Source organism: Bradyrhizobium sp. CB3481 (assembly GCF_029714305.1).
Classification (GTDB): Bacteria; Pseudomonadota; Alphaproteobacteria; order Rhizobiales; family Xanthobacteraceae; genus Bradyrhizobium.
Map to the genome: position 1 here is coordinate 6,755,768 of NZ_CP121647.1, position 16,549 is coordinate 6,772,316.

A 16,549-nucleotide genomic window follows, 5' to 3' on the forward strand; every position below is an offset into this window, starting at 1 on the left:
ATGGTTCGCCCGGCGATGCGAGAGCATCGTCCGGAGACGCCGCTGACGCGGCTCCTCACCATGAGGCATCGGCAGCCTCGCTACGCCACAGCGGCAAGGCTCCGCGGGTGCGCGACATACTCCTTCAGCACCGTGCCGGACGTGTCGCTCTCGACGAGCGAGACGTCGTAGCTCCAGAGGTCGGCGAGGTGCTGCATCACGCGCTTGGTGTCGGCTTCGCTGAGCTGGGCCCCCTTCACCACGGTGTGGCGCAGCATCAGGCGGCGGTCGCCAGCGAGATCGACGTCCACGACTTCGATGTTCGCGTCGATGTAGCCGACATCATATTGCCGCGCCAGCTCGCGGCGCAGCCGGCGATAGCCGCGCTCGTTGTGGATCGCGTCGACCAGGATGCCGGTCCGATCCTCCGGATCGTCGTGCAGGTGGAACATGCGGAAATGCCGCATCAGGCGCGGCGACAGGAACTGGCTGATGAAGCTCTCGTCGCGATAATTGGCCCAGACGTCGCGCAGCACGCCCATCGCGTCGCCCTTCCCGGCGATGTCGGGGAACCAGTCATGGTCCTCGGCTTCCGGATTGGTGACGATGCGCTCGATGTCCTGCATCATCGCAAATCCCAGCGCATACGGATTGAAGCCGGAATAGCGCGGGTCGTCGAACTCGGGCTGGAACACGACGTTGGTGTGCGACTGCAGAAATTCGAGGAAATTGCCGTCGGTCAGCCGCCCCTGCTGGTGCAGGTGATTCATGATGCGATAGTGAACGTAGGTTGCGGTGCCCTCGTTCATCACCTTGGTCTGGCTTTGCGGATAGAAATACTGCGCGATGTGCCGCACGATGCGCAGGATTTCGCGCTGCCAGGGCCGCAAGCGGGGGGCTGTCTTTTCAAGGAAGTACAGCAGGTTTTCCTGCGGCAGGCCGAGCATTTGGCGGCGGCGCTCGACGTCGAGTATCGCGCTGGTCTTTGCCGGGCCGGTCGGCACGGTGCGCCACAAATCGTTGAATGCGGCCTCCTCGTGGGCCCGGCGCCGGCCGGCCCGCTTTTCCTCGGCCCGCAGATCAAGACTCTTCTTGCCGGGATAGCGATCGATGCCGTGCGACATCAAGGCGTGGGCGGCATCGAGCGTATGCTCGACTGCCAGACGGCCATGACGCTCCTCGCAATGCGCGACGTAGCGCTTGGCAAATTCGAGATAATCGAGAATGCCGTCGGCGTCGGTCCACTGCTTGAACAGGTAGTTGTTCTTGAAAAAATGATTATGGCCGAAGGCGGCATGCGCGATGACCAGCGTCTGCATCGTCGCGGTGTTTTCCTCCATCAAATAGGAAATGCACGGCGAGGAGTTGATGACGATCTCGTAGGCCAAGCCCATCAGCCCCTTGCGATAGGAGGCCTCCTGGAAGGCAAAGTGCTTGCCGAACGACCAGTGCTTATAGAACAGCGGCATGCCGACCGACGAGTAGGCGTCCAGCATCTGCTCGGCGGTGATGACCTCGATCTGGTTGGGATAGACGTCGAGCTTCAGCTCGTCCTTCGCCACCTGCTCGCAGGCGTCGCAGATGCGTTGCAGCGTCCGGAAGTCCCAGTCAGCGCCCTGAAACAGCAACTGGTCGGTCGCGCTCATCATGCGGTCCTCTCCTGCGGGCCACGACGCTGGAAGAGATCGTGAAATACCGGGAAGATCTCGCTGCGTTCGTTGACCTTGCGCATCGATAGCGGCGCGCCGTTGGCGCGCAGGCCCTCATAGAGGGTCCAGAGCGCCGAGTTGGGCATTTCGTAGCTCAAGCCATGCTCCTGGCCGACTTCCAGATAGGCAAAGAACTGGCTGACCGGCAAGATCATGTCCGTCAGCAGCCGGCCCGTGACCTCGCCATCTGCGTAGGAATTGTCGCCGTCGGAGGCCTGCGCAGCATAGATGTTCCAGTCGGCCGGGCGGAAGCGCGTGCGCACGATGTCATGCATCGCCTGCAGCGCACTCGACACCAGCGTGCCGCCGGAAGCCGGTCCGTAAAAGAACGTCTGCTCGTCGACCTCCTCGGCGCGGTCGGTGTGCCGGATGAAAACGATCTCGACATGGCGGTAGCGCCGCTTCAGGAACACGTAGAGCAGCATGTAGAAGCGCTTGGCGAGATCCTTCATGTGCTCGGTCATCGAACCCGAGACGTCCATCAGGCAGAACATCACTGCTTGCGCCACCGGCTTCGGCACCGTCTCGAAACGCCGGTAGCGGATGTCGATCGGATCGATGAAGGGAATCCGCTTGATCTTCGCCTTCAAGGCCTCGATCTCGGCCAGGATTTCGATGCGGCGCGCCTCGCTGCAATTCTCCAGCTCTGCTTCCAGAGCCTCCAAGGCCTCGGGCCTCGGTCGCCGCAACGCCACGCGCCGCGCCAGCGCGCGACTTACCGTCCGGCTGACCGAAATATTGGCTGGAGATCCCGATGTCGAATAGCCCGCGCGGCGAATGCCTTCGCTTTCGACTTCGGCCAGCTTGCGCTTGGCGAGGTCCGGCAATTCCAGATCGTCCAGGAACAGGTCGACGAACTCTTCGCGGCTGAGCACGAAGCGGAACGAATCCTCGCTGTCGCCCTCGCCGGCCTGCCGCCCGCCTTTGCCGCTGCCCCCACTCGGCCGCGGCAGGACATCGCCTTCGACGAACTTCTTGTTGCCGGGCAGCACCATGTCGCGCGTGCCGCCTTCGCGCCGGAAGCGCGGCTCGTCCATGCCGTCGATGGGGACGCTGACCTCGCCGCCTTCCAGAACATCCTTGATGTCCCGTTCCTGCGACGACTTCTTCACCGCCCCTTGAACCAGCGCCTTTGCTCGACGCAGAAAGCGCTGGCGATTCTCCAGACTCTTGCTGCCTGGGTTCAGGCGCCGGTCGACGATGTGAATAGCCACGGCCTCATCCGCCTCAGCCAGCCTGTTTTACGCGCATGTACCACTCGACCAACCGGCGGACTTGCCGCTCGGTATAGCCGCGCTCGACCATGCGCGCGACAAACTCACCGTGCTTCTTTTCGGTCTCGCCATCCTTCTTCGAGCCGAACGAGATCACGGGAAGCAGGTCCTCTACCTGGGAGAATATCCGCTTTTCGATCACTTCGCGAATCTTCTCATAGCTGGTCCAGGTCGGGTTTTTGCCGCTGTTCTGGGCGCGCGAGCGCAGCGAGAACTTGACGACCTCGTTGCGGAAGTCCTTCGGATTGGCAATACCGGCTGGCTTCTCGATCTTGGTCAGTTCCTGATTGAGCAACTCGCGATCGAGCAGCTGTCCGGTGTCGGGATCCTTGAAGTCCTGATCCTCGATCCAGGCATCGGCATAATCGACATAGCGATCGAACAGGTTCTGGCCATAGTCCGAATAGGATTCGAGATAGGCCTTCTGAATCTCGTTTCCGATGAACTCGGCATAGCGCGGCGCCAGTTCGGCCTTGATGAATTCGAGATAGCGTTTCTCGACTTCGTCGGGCAGCTGCTCGCGCCGGATCGCCTGCTCGAGCGTGTACATCAGGTGGACCGCGTCGGCGCCGACCTCATTGGTGTCGTGGTTGAAGGTCGCCGCGAGCACCTTGAACGCGAAACGGGTCGAAACGCCGTCCATGCCCTCGTCGACGCCGGCCGCGTCCCGGTATTCCTGGACGCTGCGCGCCTTCGGATCCGACTCCTTCAGGCTCTCACCGTCGTAGATCCGCATCTTGGCGAACACGGTCGAATTCTCATGCTTGCGCAGCCGCGACATCACCGAGAACCGCGCCATCGTTTCTAGCGTGGCTGGGGCGCACGGCGCGCTGGCAAGCTCAGAACCTTGGATCAGTTTCTCGTAGATCTTCTGCTCTTCAGCGACACGCAGGACGTACGGCACCTTGATGACGCAGATGCGGTCGATGAAAGCTTCGTTGTTCTTGTTGGTCTTGAAGCTCTGCCACTCGGCCTCATTGGAGTGGGCGAGAATGATGCCGTTGAACGGGATCGCACCGATATTCTCAGTACCGATATAGTTGCCTTCCTGCGTCGCCGTCAGCAGCGGGTGCAGCATCTTGATCGGCGCCTTGAACATTTCGACGAATTCGAGAATGCCCTGGTTGGCGCGATTGAGACCGCCCGAATAGCTGTAAGCATCGGGATCGTTCTGGGCATAGGTCTCCAGCTTGCGGATGTCGACCTTGCCGACCAGCGAAGAGATATCCTGGTTGTTTTCGTCGCCGGGCTCGGTCTTGGCGATCGCGATCTGGCGCAGCCGCGACGGCTGAATCTTGGCGACGCGGAATTGCGAGATGTCGCCGCCGAAGGATTCGAGCCGCTTGTAGCACCACGGGCTCATCAGCCCGGTGAGACGACGGCGCGGAATGCCGTACTTCTCTTCGAGCATCGGACCAAGCGATTCCGGATCGAATAGGCTGAGCGGGCTTTCGAACACGGGGCTGAGTTCGTCGCCGGCCTTGAGCACGTAGATGGGGTGAACCTCCATCAATGACTTGAGGCGCTCGGCGAGCGAGGATTTTCCGCCGCCAACCGGCCCGAGCAGATAGAGGATCTGCTTGCGCTCTTCGAGGCCTTGGGCCGCGTGGCGGAAGAATCCGACGATGCGCTCGATCGTATCTTCCATACCGTAGAAGCCAGCGAAGGCCGGATAGAGGCGCATCGTGCGATTCAAAAAGATACGGCCAAGGCGTGGGTCCTTGGCCGTGTCAATCATCTGAGGCTCGCCGATTGCAGCTAGTAGTCGCTCTGCAGCGTTGGCATATCGCATCGGATCGTTTCGACACGACTCCAGATATTCCGCCATCGACATGTCGGTCTGGCTTCGAGCTTCGAAGGACCGGGCGAAAGCATTGAACAGAGAATCGTTGTACATGATCCGTCTCTCCATGGTCACCTTGTCAATGCCGGACGCACCGCACGGGTTCCAGTTTTCGGAGCGTCACAGCTTCCGTTCGCGAATCACCATCAGCACATGCACTGATTGGACACGCGAGCGACTTCCCAATGCAATGCAATAGTCGTGCAAACTGGCTCTTCCTCGTAGTGATACGGTGCCATTCCAATCTGGTTGTAGCCGTGCTGCAACATTTTCACCGGTTTAGTACTGAGCAAGATGTAAGGGATTTTTTAAGGATTCCGAGTGGCGGCTCCGTTCGATTCTGCGGCGGTTTGGCCAGCTGACGCCGCAATTCCGCATTCTGGACGGCCCAAACGTGGGAGAATGTGGCTTTTGTCACGTTCGGCGGGCGTGCCAGGCGCAGAACGGGCCAATATTAACAGCCATTCATTTCATGGGCCGGGCGTTGAACGCACCCCGTGCCACCTGCAACTAAAGTTACATGCCGCGCGTTTAATCCGAGTCTGCCATGAAATTCACCTAGATCGTTGCTGCCATTGCGCCTGTCCTCCGGGGCCGGCGTCTGTCCCGCCCAGGAAAGCGTCGACAAGGCGAAGGCAGCGGCCTTCGATGGTCGAATGTTCGGCGGCCCGCTCAGCCAAAAGACCTATGCCTGCTTCGTGCGTCGTTATGACGCCAGCCATCTGGCGCAGCATCCGAAGCAGAAAGTCAGCGCGATGAAGCTGCTGGTAACGGCCGAAGAGGCGTCCGAAGACAAGACCATCAACTACTCCTTCCGCCTCGGATTCAAATATCGGCATCGCGCGGGCAAGTTCGATTCCAGCGGCTTCTGCAGTCACACGGTCGCCGAGAACAACGGCGGTGAAATCAGGCTCGGCTGCGGCGTCGATTGCGAAGGCGGCGGCATCGAAGTGGCGATGAAGGACGACAGATCCGCGCTGATCCGTCTGGAGCGCATCAGGATCTGGGAGGCCGACGACGACGCCAGCAATGACCTGGTGGGCGGTGCTGACGACAAGATTTTTCGCGTCGATCGCGCCGATCTGCACGAATGCTCCGAATTGGTGACTGATCGCAAGGAGCTTGCAGCGCTGAGGCGCAAGTGAGCCATTCTACATGAGTTGGCAAGCCACCTACTTAGGTTTGTGACCCACACTACTTAGGCTGAAAGGACGCCATGCATCGCCGAAACATCCTGTGGGTCGCGCTTTCCGCCTTTGGCGCAGCCCTTGCCACCTCTCGCGCCGGCGCAGCCAGCGAAGCGGCGCCGGCCGCAAAACTGAAAGTGGTCTATCACCTCAGCGATCTCGACAAGGTGAATTTCGTCATCGGCAACATCCAGAACCATCTCGACGGCGTCGGCGGCTCTGAGCACGTCACGATCGCACTGGTGGTGCACGGTCAGGCGCTGCGGGCATTTCATTCGGCTTCCGCCAGCCCTGACCTTTCAAAGCGTGTCGGCCAGTTCTCCAAGGCGGGCCTCGAACTCGCCGCCTGCGGCAACACCATGAAGTCACAGAATGTCGCGCTGAAGGATCTGCTGCCGGGGTTCGTTGCCGCCGAGCGCGGCGGCGTGGTGCGGATCGCCGAACTCCAGTCGCAGGGCTATCTTTATCTAAGGCCGTGAAGCGCTGAAGGTTGACGCGAACTGGTCGTGCCGAGCGCTCATTTGAGCGATGTGGTCGCCGCACTTTCGCCCGCCCCATCGGGCTGAATGCTTCTGGTGTTCGGAGCCGTCCGTGACGGCGACCGCGCGCCGGCTCCCACGCCGACATGCGGATTGTGCGTCCCCGCAACCGCCCGCGGAATGTTTTGCGTATGACCTCTCAGCTGAATGCCGACGCCGGCCGCCTCCGCCGTGGCCAAGCCGATCGCCATCAAACCGCACGCGATCACGAGGCAGACCGGGGGCTGAAAATGACGACTCATGACGCACTCCTTCACGACTTCGTGCTTGTGCCGTTGGTATCGCCGTCGCGCAGGCCGGTTCGACAGATCCCGTAATCTAGAGGCCGCCGAGACTGGCGATTTTGGGGGATCGAACCGGCGCCAATAGCGTTATCGTTCCGCACCGCCCCATTCCGCCCGGCAGCTTGCCTAACCAAATATTGACTTTCCGGCCCTGCCCCCGAAAGCTGCCGGAGACCCAAAAATCGACCGCGCAAACAGAACAGGCATCATGAATCCCGTCAAAGCACTCGAAAACCATGGTCAGGCCGTCTGGCTGGACTTCCTCGCCCGCGGCTTCGTCGCCAAGGGCGACCTCAAGGCGCTGATCGATACCGACGGCGTCAAGGGCGTCACGTCGAATCCCTCGATTTTCGAAAAGGCGATCGGCAGTTCGGACGAGTATGACGGAGCGATCCGCCACACCCTGCAAGGCGGCGACCGTCCGGTGGCCGACCTGTTCGAGGCGCTTGCGGTCAAGGACATTCAGAGTGCCGCGGACGTGCTGCGCCCAGTCTACGACAGCCTGGACGGCAGCGACGGTTTTGTCAGCCTAGAGGTCTCGCCCTATCTGGCGATGGACACCAAGGGGACGATCGCCGAAGCCGAGCGGCTCTGGAAGGATGTCAGCCGGCAGAACCTGATGGTGAAGGTGCCGGCGACGCCCGAGGGCCTGCCCGCGATCGAACATCTGATCGGCGAAGGCATCAGCATCAACATCACGCTGCTGTTCTCGCAAGGAGTCTATCGCGAGGTCGCGGAGGCCTATATCGCCGGGCTTGAAAAATACGTTGCCGATGGCGGCGATCCCGCGCCGGTTGCGAGCGTTGCCTCCTTCTTCGTGAGCCGCATCGATACCGCCGTCGACAAGCAGCTCGACGACAAGATCGCCAAAGCGAACGACCCGAGCGAGAAGGAGCGGCTGAGCGCGCTGAAGGGCAAGGTCGCGATCGCCAACGCCAAGCTCGCCTATCAGGACTACAAGCGCCTGTTCGCTGGCCCCCGCTGGGACAAGCTCGCCGCCAAGGGCGCCAAGCCGCAGCGGCTGCTCTGGGCATCCACCGGCACCAAGAACAAGGACTACAGCGACGTGCTGTATGTCGAGGAGTTGATCGGCCCCAACACCGTCAACACCATGCCGCCGGCAACGCTGGATGCCTTCCGAGACCATGGCAAGCTGCGCGACAGTCTCGAGGAAAACATCGACGACGCCAGGCGCGTGCTGGAAGAGCTCGAAAAATCCGGCATCTCGCTCGATGCCATCACCGACGAACTGGTCAAGGACGGTGTCAAGCTGTTCGCCGACGCTGCAGATAAGCTCTATGGCGCGGTGGCACAAAAGCGCGCGGCCTCGCTCGGCGGCGGCATCGACCGGCAGCAGCTCGCGCTCGGTGACGGCATCAAGAAGGCAATCGAGAAGAACTCTGAGGACTGGCGCGCGGCGGCCAAGGTCCGCCGTCTCTGGCAGAAGGACAAATCGGTCTGGACCAATGACGATGAGAACAAATGGCTGGGATGGCTGAACAGCCCCGCCGCAGCCAATGTTGCCGACTACGAGGATTTTGCCCGGCGTGTGAAGGGGCAGAATTTCAGCGACGCGGTCGTGCTCGGCATGGGCGGATCGAGCCTCGGTCCCGAAGTGCTGGCGGAAACTTTCCCGAAGAAGTCGGGCTTTCCAAAACTGCATGTGCTCGATTCAACCGATCCGGCGCAGGTGCGCGAGATGGAGGACACGGTCGATCTCACCCGCACGCTCTTCATCGTCTCCAGCAAATCCGGCGGCACCACCGAGCCGAACGTGATGAAGGATTACTTCTTCGATCGCGTGGCCAAGAGGGTCGGCAAGGACAAAGCCGGCCATCGCTTCATCGCGGTGACCGATCCTGGCTCGTCGCTGGAGAAGACGGCGATCAAACAGGGCTTTGCCCGCATCTTCCACGGCGATCCCACGATCGGCGGCCGCTACTCCGTGCTGTCGCCGTTTGGCCTGGTGCCGGCGGCTGCCGCCGGCATCGATGTTGGTGGCCTGATCGCCCATACGCTGGCGATGGTGCGCTCCTGCGGCGCCGACGTGCCACCGCACGAAAATCCGGGCGTGCAGCTCGGGCTCGCGATGGGCCTTGCCGGCCTCGAAGGCCGCGACAAGGTGACGATCACCTCATCCGAAAAGGTCGCCGATTTCGGCGCCTGGGCCGAACAACTGATCGCCGAATCCACTGGCAAAGACGGCAAGGGCCTCATCCCGATCGACGGCGAGACGCTGGGGGCTCCCTCGCTCTATGGCGATGATCGCTTCTTCATCGATATCCGCACCGAAGGCGAAGACGACGCCTCGCATGACGACAGGCTGAAGGCGTTGGAAGCCGCCGGGCATCCCGTGGTTCGCATCGTCATGAAATCGATCGACCATATCGGGCAGGAATTTTTCCGCTTCGAGATGGCGACCGCCGTCGCGGGCGCGATCCTCGGCATCAATCCATTCAACCAGCCTGACGTCGAGGCGGCCAAGATTAAGACCCGCGAACTGACCGGCGCGTTCGAGAAGACCGGCTCGCTCCCTGAGGAGACGCCGGTCGTCTCGACCGACGAGGCCGATCTCTATACCGACGAGCACAACGCGGCCGAATTGCGCGAGGCCGGCGCCGACGGCACGCTCGGCTCCTGGATCAAAGCGCAGCTTTCGCGCTCGGGCAGTGGCGATTATATCGCTCTGCTCGCCTATATCGCGCGCAATCCAGGCACCATCGGGTCGCTGCAGAAGATGCGGCTCGCGGTGCGCGACACGCATCACCTTGCGACCTGCGCCGAATTCGGGCCGCGCTTCCTGCACTCCACCGGACAAGCCTACAAGGGCGGGCCCGACAGTGGCGTGTTCCTGCAGATCACCGCAGACGACGCCGAGGATCTGCCGGTGCCGGGCCAGAAGGCGAGTTTCGGCATCATCAAGGCCGCGCAAGCGCGCGGCGATTTCGACGTGCTCACCGAACGCGGGCGGCGCGCGCTGCGCATCCATCTCAAGGGCAGCCTTGGACCGGGACTTGCTGCGCTCGACGCCGCGATTTCGGAAGCGCTCAGTTAGGAAAGTTCAGGGATATGCAACTCGGCATGATCGGCCTCGGCCGGATGGGCGGCAACATCGTCCGCCGGCTGATGAAGAACGGCCACACCGCCGTGGTCTATGACAAGGACGCAAAAGCGGTGGCTGGCCTTGCCGGCGAAGGCGCAACCGGCGCCGGCTCGCTGGAAGATTTCGTCGCGAAACTCGAAAAGCCGCGCACGGCCTGGGTGATGCTGCCAGCAGGCAAGATCACTGAGGCGACGATCGACGCGCTGGCAAAACTGATGGAGCCGGGCGACGTCATCATCGACGGCGGCAACACGTTCTGGCAGGACGACGTCCGCCGCGGCGCCGCGCTGAAGGCAAAGGGCCTGCATTATCTCGATGTCGGCACCAGCGGCGGCGTCTGGGGCATCGAGCGCGGCTATTGCATGATGATCGGTGGCGACAAGGCGGTGGTGAACCGCCTCGATCCGATCTTCAAGACATTGGCTCCAGGCGCCGGCGACATCCCGCGCACGACCGGGCGCGAGGGTCGCGACCCCCGCGTCGAGCAAGGCTACATCCATGCCGGCCCATCCGGCGCCGGACATTTCGTCAAGATGATTCACAACGGCATCGAATACGGCCTGATGCAGGCCTATGCCGAAGGTTTTGACATCCTGAAGAACGCCAATATCGACGCGCTGCCGCCGGAACATCGCTTCGACTTCGATATCGCTGACATCGCCGAGGTGTGGCGGCGCGGCAGCGTGATCCCGTCATGGCTGCTCGACCTGACCTCCTCCGCGCTCGCGGAAAACCAGACGCTCGATAACTATTCGGGCTTTGTGGAAGATTCCGGCGAAGGCCGCTGGACCGTCAACGCCGCGATCGACGAGGCCGTGCCGGCGGAAGTGCTGACGGCGGCGCTCTACGCACGCTTCCGCTCGCGCAAGGATCACACCTTTGCGGAAAAGATCCTGTCCGCGATGCGGGCCGGCTTCGGCGGCCACAAGGAGCCTCCGACGAAACCAGACACGAAGGCCTGAGCTACAATGGCGGTCGGTCAAGCAATCCAGAAGAAGCCCGATCCCTGCTCCTTCGTCATTTTCGGCGTGACCGGTGACCTCGCGCACCGGCTGGTCGTCCCTGCCCTCTATAATCTGGCGGCCAGCGATCTGCTGCCGGACGCCTTCTGCCTGGTCGGCGTCGCCCGCAAGGGCATGACGACCGACAGGCTGCGCGACAGCCTGATGAAAGGGCTGCGCCAGTTCGCGACCCGGCCGGTCGATGACGCCATCGCAAAACGCCTGTTCGGCTGCCTCACCTGCATCGAGGCCGATCCGAAAGATCCCCCTTCCTTCGATGCGATGAGCAAACAGCTTGGCGGGCTGGAAGCCGCGCGAAACACCGGCGGCAACCGGTTGTTCTATCTGGCCACACCGCCCGTCGCGTTTCTACCGATCAGCCGCGAGCTCGGCCGCACCGGCATGCTGGCCGAGAACGGCGCGTGGCGTCGGCTGGTGGTGGAAAAGCCGTTCGGCACCGATCTCGCCTCGGCAAGGGCGCTCAACGCCGAGCTGCTCAAGCTCGTCGACGAGCACGAGATCTACCGGATCGATCACTATCTCGGCAAAGAGACGGTGCAGAATATTTTGGTGCTGCGCTTCGCCAACGGCATGTTCGAGCCGATCTGGAACCGCAACCACATCGATCATGTCCAGATCACAGTCGATGAACAACTCGGCGTCGGCCATCGCGGCAGCTTCTACGACCAGACCGGCGCGCTGCGCGACATGGTGCCGAACCATTTGTTTCAACTGCTGTCGCTGGTCGCGATGGAGCCGCCGATCCGCTTCGATGCGCATTCGGTGCGTACGGAAAAGGCCGACGTGCTTGCGGCAATACAGATGCAGACCGAGGCTGACGCGCTGCGCAACTCGGTGCGCGGCCAGTACCTCGCGGGCCGGATCGGCGATAGCGACATCGTTGACTATCGCAAGATCGAGGACGTCGCGCCGACAAGCACGACCGAAACCTATGCGGCGCTGAAACTGGTGATCGACAATTGGCGCTGGGCCGGGGTTCCCTTCTACCTGCGCACCGGCAAGGCACTCGGCGTCAAGCGCACCGAAGTGGCAATCAAGTTCAAGCAGGCACCGTTCGCGATGTTCAACTGCACGCCGGTGGAGCGGCTGGCCCAGAACTATCTCGTGATCGGCGTCGCGCCGAACGAGGGCATCGCCCTGCAGTTCAATACCAAGGTGCCGGGCCCCTCGATCCTGATCGACGGCGTCGAGATGAAGTTTCGCTACAAGGACTACTTCAAGGCTGCGCCCTCCACCGGCTACGAGACGTTGATCTACGACTGCATGATCGGCGACAACATCCTGTTCCAGCGCGCAGACAGCGTGGAAGCCGGATGGAAAGCCGTGCAGCCGTTCATCGATGCCTGGAAAAAGGCCGGCGCCGATGGCCTGAAGACCTACAAGGCCGGCAGCGAAGGCCCCGAGGCGGCCAACGAGTTGCTGGCGCGCGACGGCCGAACCTGGCGAAAGTTCGAGTAGCCCGATGCCAGGTCGCGGCAACCGAGAACTGATTACGGTCGCCGATCCAACGGCGCTGGCGGCAACGGCTGCCGAACACCTGCTGGCGAGAACGGCTGCCAATAGCGGCCGTATCGCGATCTGCCTGACCGGCGGCTCAAGCCCGAAGCGGCTCTATCACTTGCTGGCAACCGAACCCTATCGCAGCCGCATTCCGTGGCAGCGCGTGCACTGGTTCATCGGCGACGAGCGCTTCGTGCCGGCGGACGATCCGCTCAACAATATGGGGATGGCACGAGCGGCGTTCCTCGATCGATTCGCCCCGGCGTCGAATATCCATCCGATTCCGACCGCGACCGCCGACCCCGCCGATCCCGACAGGAGCGCGGCGCTGTACGAACAGGAGCTCCGATCATTTTACGGGGCGAACACGCTCGATCCCGCAAAACCCCTGTTCGATCTCGTGCTGATGGGCGTCGGTCCCGACGGTCACACCGCCTCGCTGTTTCCCGATGGTCCCGCGCTCGATGAGCAAGCGCGCTGGGTCATCGGCGTGCCACGGGCGAATGTCGCCCCGTTCGTCCCACGCGTGACCCTCACGCTGCCGACGCTTGCCTGCTGCCGCCAAATGCTGTTTGAGGTTTCCGGACGGGACAAGCGGGCGATCTTGACGCGCCTGTTTGCAGGCGAGAACCTGCCCGCCAACCGCGCGCGATCCATCGGCGAGACCGTCTGGCTGGTGGACCGGGAAGCGCTTCCGGAGAATTTTGGTGGGCAGTAAGTTTCCTTGTGCGCTGGTGGTGATGGGCGTTTCCGGCTCGGGCAAGAGCACCATCGCCGATCACCTCGCCCGGCGGCTCGGCTGGGCTTACGAGGACGCCGACCGGTTTCATCCGGCAAGCAACGTCGCCAAAATGAGCGCCGGCCATCCGCTGACCGATGAGGATCGCTGGCCGTGGCTGCAGGCGATCGCCGACGAGATCGACCGCCTTGCCGCATCCGGCGAGCGCGCCGTGATCGCCTGCTCGGCGCTCAAGCGCGCCTATCGCAACATTCTCGTGCATGGCCGCGACGATGTGAGGATCATCTTTCTCGACGGTGCCCAGGATCTGATCGCTGCCCGGCTGGCCGCCCGGAAGGGCCATTTCATGCCGCCGGGCCTGCTCGCGAGCCAGTTCGCGACGCTGGAACGGCCGGGCACGGATGAGCGGCCGATCATCGTATCGATCGACGCGCCAGTCGGGGCGATCGTCGACGATATCGTCAATCAATTGAACCTGGTTCCTCAATGACCCGTATCAAGCTTGTGGTTTCCGACGTCGACGGCACGCTGTTGACGCATGATAAAGTCCTAACCGATGGGGCGAAGGCGGCCGTCGGCAGGCTGCATGCGGCCGGCATCGGCTTCACCCTCGTCTCCAGCCGGCCGACCATTGGCATGAGATTTCTGATCGAGCCGCTTTCGATCACGCTTCCCATCGGCGCCTTCAACGGCAGTTCGATCGTCGATGCTCACCTCAAGCCGATCGAACAGCATCTGATCGATCCTGCGGTGGCACAGCGCGGCCTCGACGTGCTCCATGCCTTCGGTGTCGACATCTGGCTGTTCACCAACGACCGCTGGTACACGCGCAATCCCGACGGCGAATACGTCCCGAACGAAAAGCGCGCCATCAAGGCCGATCCGACCATCGTCGATGATTTCGCCCCGTATCTCGCGGAGGCCTGCAAGATCGTCGGCGCCAGCCCGGATCCGGTGCTGCTGCAGCGGTGTGAGGCCGCAATGAAGGAGGCCGTCGGCACCGAGGCCACCGCTGTCCGCTCGCAGACTTACTACCTCGACGTTACGCCGCCGGGCCACGACAAAGGCACCTTCGTGGACGCGATGACCCGGCGACTTGGCATGTCGGCCGCAGAGGTCGCGACCATCGGCGACATGGAGAACGATCTGCCGATGTTCGCCCGCAGCAGCGTTTCGTTCGCCATGGGCAACGCGGCTGATGACATCAAGCAGCGCGCAACGCATGTGACCGAAAGCAACGAGCGCGACGGCTTTGCGCGTGCGGTCGAGACGATGCTGCAGCTTGGATAGGCCCGACCGGATATCAAGCCAGCGTGAAGGAGAAATCGAGAAATTCTCAAAGTCTTCGGGTGGCGAATCCGCTTCTGTCGGCCTGCGCGAGCCGATGCTCGATCGCCGTTTCCTCCCATGAAGGCAGGCTCACCCCAGCCCGGGCCCGCCGCGGCGAAGAAGGGCGCCAGCTCGCGCGACTGGCGCTCCCGCATACACGACTGTCATCCCCCGCGGGTGACGACGAGCAAATATGGGGCGTTCTCTTGGAAAGACCGAGAGAGTGTGTGTCTTATTTCGACCTCTGCATCGCCGGCTTCTCGGTCGGCCTCTTCGCGGCGCAGAGATTATGCGCGGTATTGATCAGCGCGATATGCGTCAGTGCCTGGGGGAAATTGCCGGTCTGGCGGCGAGCCTCCGTGTCGTACTCCTCGGCCAAGAGGCCGAGATCGTTGGCGACCGCGACGACGCGGGTAAACAATTCCTCCGCCTTGCCGAACTCCCCGGCCAGCACATAAGCATCGGCGAGCCAGAGCGTGCAGGCGAGGAACGCGCCTTCCGCCGGCTGCTTCTCGACTTCGCGGGGATCATGCCGCAGCACGAATCCGTCGCGCATCAGATGCCGTTCGACCGCAACGAGCGTGCCGCGCACGCGCGGGTCGTCCGGCGGCAAGAAGCCCACTGCCGGCAGCAGCAGGATGCTGGCGTCGAGCATTTTCGAGCCGTAGGATTCGACGAAAGCGTTCATTTCGGGATCAAAACCTTTGGCGCAGACGTCAGCATGAATGGTGTCGCGTAACACGCGCCATTTTTCGAGCGGCGCCTTGAGGCCGAATGTTTCGGCACTCTTGATGCCGCGATCGAACGCGACCCAGCTCATCACCTTCGACGAGACGTAATGCTTGCCTGCGCCGCGGCGCTCCCAGATGCCGTGATCGAACTGGTCCCAGCGTTCGGCAAGGTGCTCCAGCACGACACATTCCATTGCCCAGCTGGTGGCGTCCATCTCGAGCTTGGCCACCCGCCACTGGTGAAAGGCGTCGATCAACTCGCCATAGACGTCGAGCTGCAACTGCGCATGCGCGGCATTGCCGACCCGCACCGGCTGCGCGCCCTCATAGCCTGGCAGCCAGGCGGCTTCCCACTCCAGCAGACGGCGCTGCCCCATGATGCCATACATGATCTGCATGTTGGCAGGAGAACCGGCTGCGGCCCGCAACAGCCAGCGGTGCCAAGCAGAAGCTTCCTCAGTATAGCCCGAGTTCATCAGCGCCAGCAGCGTAAACGTTGCGTCGCGCAACCAGCAGAAACGATAGTCCCAGTTTCTGGCACCGCCGAGCTTTTCAGGCAGCGAGGTCGTCGGCGCGGCGACGATGCCGCCGGTCGGCGCATAGGTCTGCGCCTTCAGCGTGATCAGGGAGCGCATCACGAGGTCGCGATATTCGCTCTGATAGCTGCAGCGGCTGCACCATTCGCTCCAGAACGCTTCGGTATCATTGAGCGCATAGGAAGGGTCGATCGGCTTCGGCACCGGCAGATGCGAAGGACCGTAGGTGAGCACGAAGGGAACGGTATCGCCCTCGCCGACCTCGAAGTCGGCAACCGTCGTCAAATCCTCGCCGCGCGTCTCGACCGGCGTCCGTAGCACCGTCATGTCTTGGCCGCAGATCGCGAGCAGTGCCGAACCGTCCTCGCTCTTCTTGACCCACGGAATATCGGCGCCGAAACCGAAGCGGATCACGAGCTGCATGCGCATCTTGACCCGGCCGCTGATACCGCGCACCAGCCGCACCACGTCGGAGGCGTTACCGCGCGGTGGCATGAAATCGATCAGGTCGACAACGCCGCCGGCTGTCTCGAACCGGGTCTGCAGGATTAGCGTGTTATCCCAATAGCGGCGCGAGGTGCCGGTTATCTCGGCCGCGGGCGCGATCAACCAGCGGCCGTGCTTTTCGGTGCCGAGCAGCGCGGCAAAGCAGGCATCGGAATCGAACGTCGGCCAGCACAGCCAGTCGATCGATCCGTCGCGGCCAACCAATGCCGCTGTCTCGCAGTCACCGATCAGCCCATAATCTTCGATACGACACGGCACGGTGCTTCA

At 62.5% G+C, this 16,549-nt stretch carries 12 protein-coding genes; 8 read left to right on the forward strand and 4 right to left on the reverse strand.

Annotated elements, in window-relative coordinates; genetic code table 11:
* Positions 1–80: 80 nt before the first annotated feature.
* Genes QA643_RS32810 through QA643_RS32820 form a run of 3 tightly spaced genes read right to left on the reverse strand, consistent with a single transcriptional unit; the run spans position 81 to position 4,859 of the window.
* The gene (locus QA643_RS32810) at positions 81–1,625 is read right to left on the reverse strand and encodes a SpoVR family protein (RefSeq protein WP_283034999.1); all 1,545 of its coding nucleotides are present in this window, start codon (positions 1,623–1,625) and stop codon (positions 81–83) included.
* On the reverse strand, positions 1,625–2,896 hold the full coding sequence (locus QA643_RS32815) for a YeaH/YhbH family protein (RefSeq protein ID WP_283035000.1): 1,272 nt from the start codon (positions 2,894–2,896) through the stop codon (positions 1,625–1,627). The genes QA643_RS32810 and QA643_RS32815 overlap by 1 nt, the downstream gene beginning before the upstream one ends.
* A gap of 19 nt (positions 2,897–2,915) precedes the next feature.
* Positions 2,916–4,859: a PrkA family serine protein kinase gene (locus tag QA643_RS32820; protein WP_283029804.1), complete on the reverse strand. Its 1,944-nt coding sequence runs from the start codon at positions 4,857–4,859 to the stop codon at positions 2,916–2,918.
* A gap of 512 nt (positions 4,860–5,371) precedes the next feature.
* Between QA643_RS32820 and QA643_RS32825 the strand changes: the two genes are divergently transcribed.
* The 8 genes from QA643_RS32825 to QA643_RS32860 all read left to right on the forward strand — a co-directional run bounded on the left by QA643_RS32825 (position 5,372) and on the right by QA643_RS32860 (position 14,469).
* Positions 5,372–5,950 (forward strand): hypothetical protein, encoded by a 579-nt coding sequence (locus QA643_RS32825; RefSeq protein ID WP_283029805.1) that lies wholly within the window; start codon positions 5,372–5,374, stop codon positions 5,948–5,950.
* Positions 5,951–6,021: 71 nt separating this feature from the next.
* Complete coding sequence (locus tag QA643_RS32830; RefSeq protein WP_283029806.1) at positions 6,022–6,471, forward strand: DsrE family protein; 450 nt, start codon at positions 6,022–6,024, stop codon at positions 6,469–6,471.
* A gap of 552 nt (positions 6,472–7,023) precedes the next feature.
* The gene (locus QA643_RS32835) at positions 7,024–9,870 is read left to right on the forward strand and encodes a bifunctional transaldolase/phosoglucose isomerase (protein ID WP_283029807.1); all 2,847 of its coding nucleotides are present in this window, start codon (positions 7,024–7,026) and stop codon (positions 9,868–9,870) included.
* Between the two features lie 14 nt (positions 9,871–9,884).
* Positions 9,885–10,880 (forward strand): phosphogluconate dehydrogenase (NAD(+)-dependent, decarboxylating), encoded by a 996-nt coding sequence (gnd, locus tag QA643_RS32840; protein ID WP_283029808.1) that lies wholly within the window; start codon positions 9,885–9,887, stop codon positions 10,878–10,880.
* A gap of 6 nt (positions 10,881–10,886) precedes the next feature.
* A complete protein-coding gene (gene zwf, locus QA643_RS32845) occupies positions 10,887–12,398 on the forward strand; it encodes a glucose-6-phosphate dehydrogenase (protein WP_283029809.1) in 1,512 nt (503 codons plus the stop codon).
* Between the two features lie 4 nt (positions 12,399–12,402).
* Positions 12,403–13,158: a 6-phosphogluconolactonase gene (gene pgl / locus QA643_RS32850; protein WP_283029810.1), complete on the forward strand. Its 756-nt coding sequence runs from the start codon at positions 12,403–12,405 to the stop codon at positions 13,156–13,158.
* A gap of 22 nt (positions 13,159–13,180) precedes the next feature.
* On the forward strand, positions 13,181–13,669 hold the full coding sequence (locus tag QA643_RS32855) for a gluconokinase (protein WP_283035001.1): 489 nt from the start codon (positions 13,181–13,183) through the stop codon (positions 13,667–13,669).
* Complete coding sequence (locus QA643_RS32860) at positions 13,666–14,469, forward strand: HAD family hydrolase (protein ID WP_283029811.1); 804 nt, start codon at positions 13,666–13,668, stop codon at positions 14,467–14,469. Before QA643_RS32855 ends, QA643_RS32860 begins: the two co-directional genes overlap by 4 nt.
* A gap of 271 nt (positions 14,470–14,740) precedes the next feature.
* On the opposite strand, the gene QA643_RS32865 is transcribed toward QA643_RS32860, so the two are convergent.
* On the reverse strand, positions 14,741–16,540 hold the full coding sequence (locus tag QA643_RS32865; protein ID WP_283029812.1) for a glycoside hydrolase family 15 protein: 1,800 nt from the start codon (positions 16,538–16,540) through the stop codon (positions 14,741–14,743).
* Positions 16,541–16,549 lie beyond the last annotated feature (9 nt).

What these genes read in the sequence shown, in the direction of transcription:
- QA643_RS32810 (WP_283034999.1), bottom strand. Translation starts at nt 1,625, where the DNA reads ATGAGCGCGACCGACCAGTTGCTGTTTCAGGGCGCTGACTGGGACTTC.
- QA643_RS32820 (WP_283029804.1), bottom strand. Translation starts at nt 4,859, where the DNA reads ATGTACAACGATTCTCTGTTCAATGCTTTCGCCCGGTCCTTCGAAGCT.
- QA643_RS32830 (WP_283029806.1), top strand. Translation starts at nt 6,022, where the DNA reads ATGCATCGCCGAAACATCCTGTGGGTCGCGCTTTCCGCCTTTGGCGCA.
- QA643_RS32835 (WP_283029807.1), top strand. Translation starts at nt 7,024, where the DNA reads ATGAATCCCGTCAAAGCACTCGAAAACCATGGTCAGGCCGTCTGGCTG.
- gnd (WP_283029808.1), top strand. Translation starts at nt 9,885, where the DNA reads ATGCAACTCGGCATGATCGGCCTCGGCCGGATGGGCGGCAACATCGTC.
- zwf (WP_283029809.1), top strand. Translation starts at nt 10,887, where the DNA reads ATGGCGGTCGGTCAAGCAATCCAGAAGAAGCCCGATCCCTGCTCCTTC.
- pgl (WP_283029810.1), top strand. Translation starts at nt 12,403, where the DNA reads ATGCCAGGTCGCGGCAACCGAGAACTGATTACGGTCGCCGATCCAACG.
- QA643_RS32855 (WP_283035001.1), top strand. Translation starts at nt 13,181, where the DNA reads ATGGGCGTTTCCGGCTCGGGCAAGAGCACCATCGCCGATCACCTCGCC.
- QA643_RS32860 (WP_283029811.1), top strand. Translation starts at nt 13,666, where the DNA reads ATGACCCGTATCAAGCTTGTGGTTTCCGACGTCGACGGCACGCTGTTG.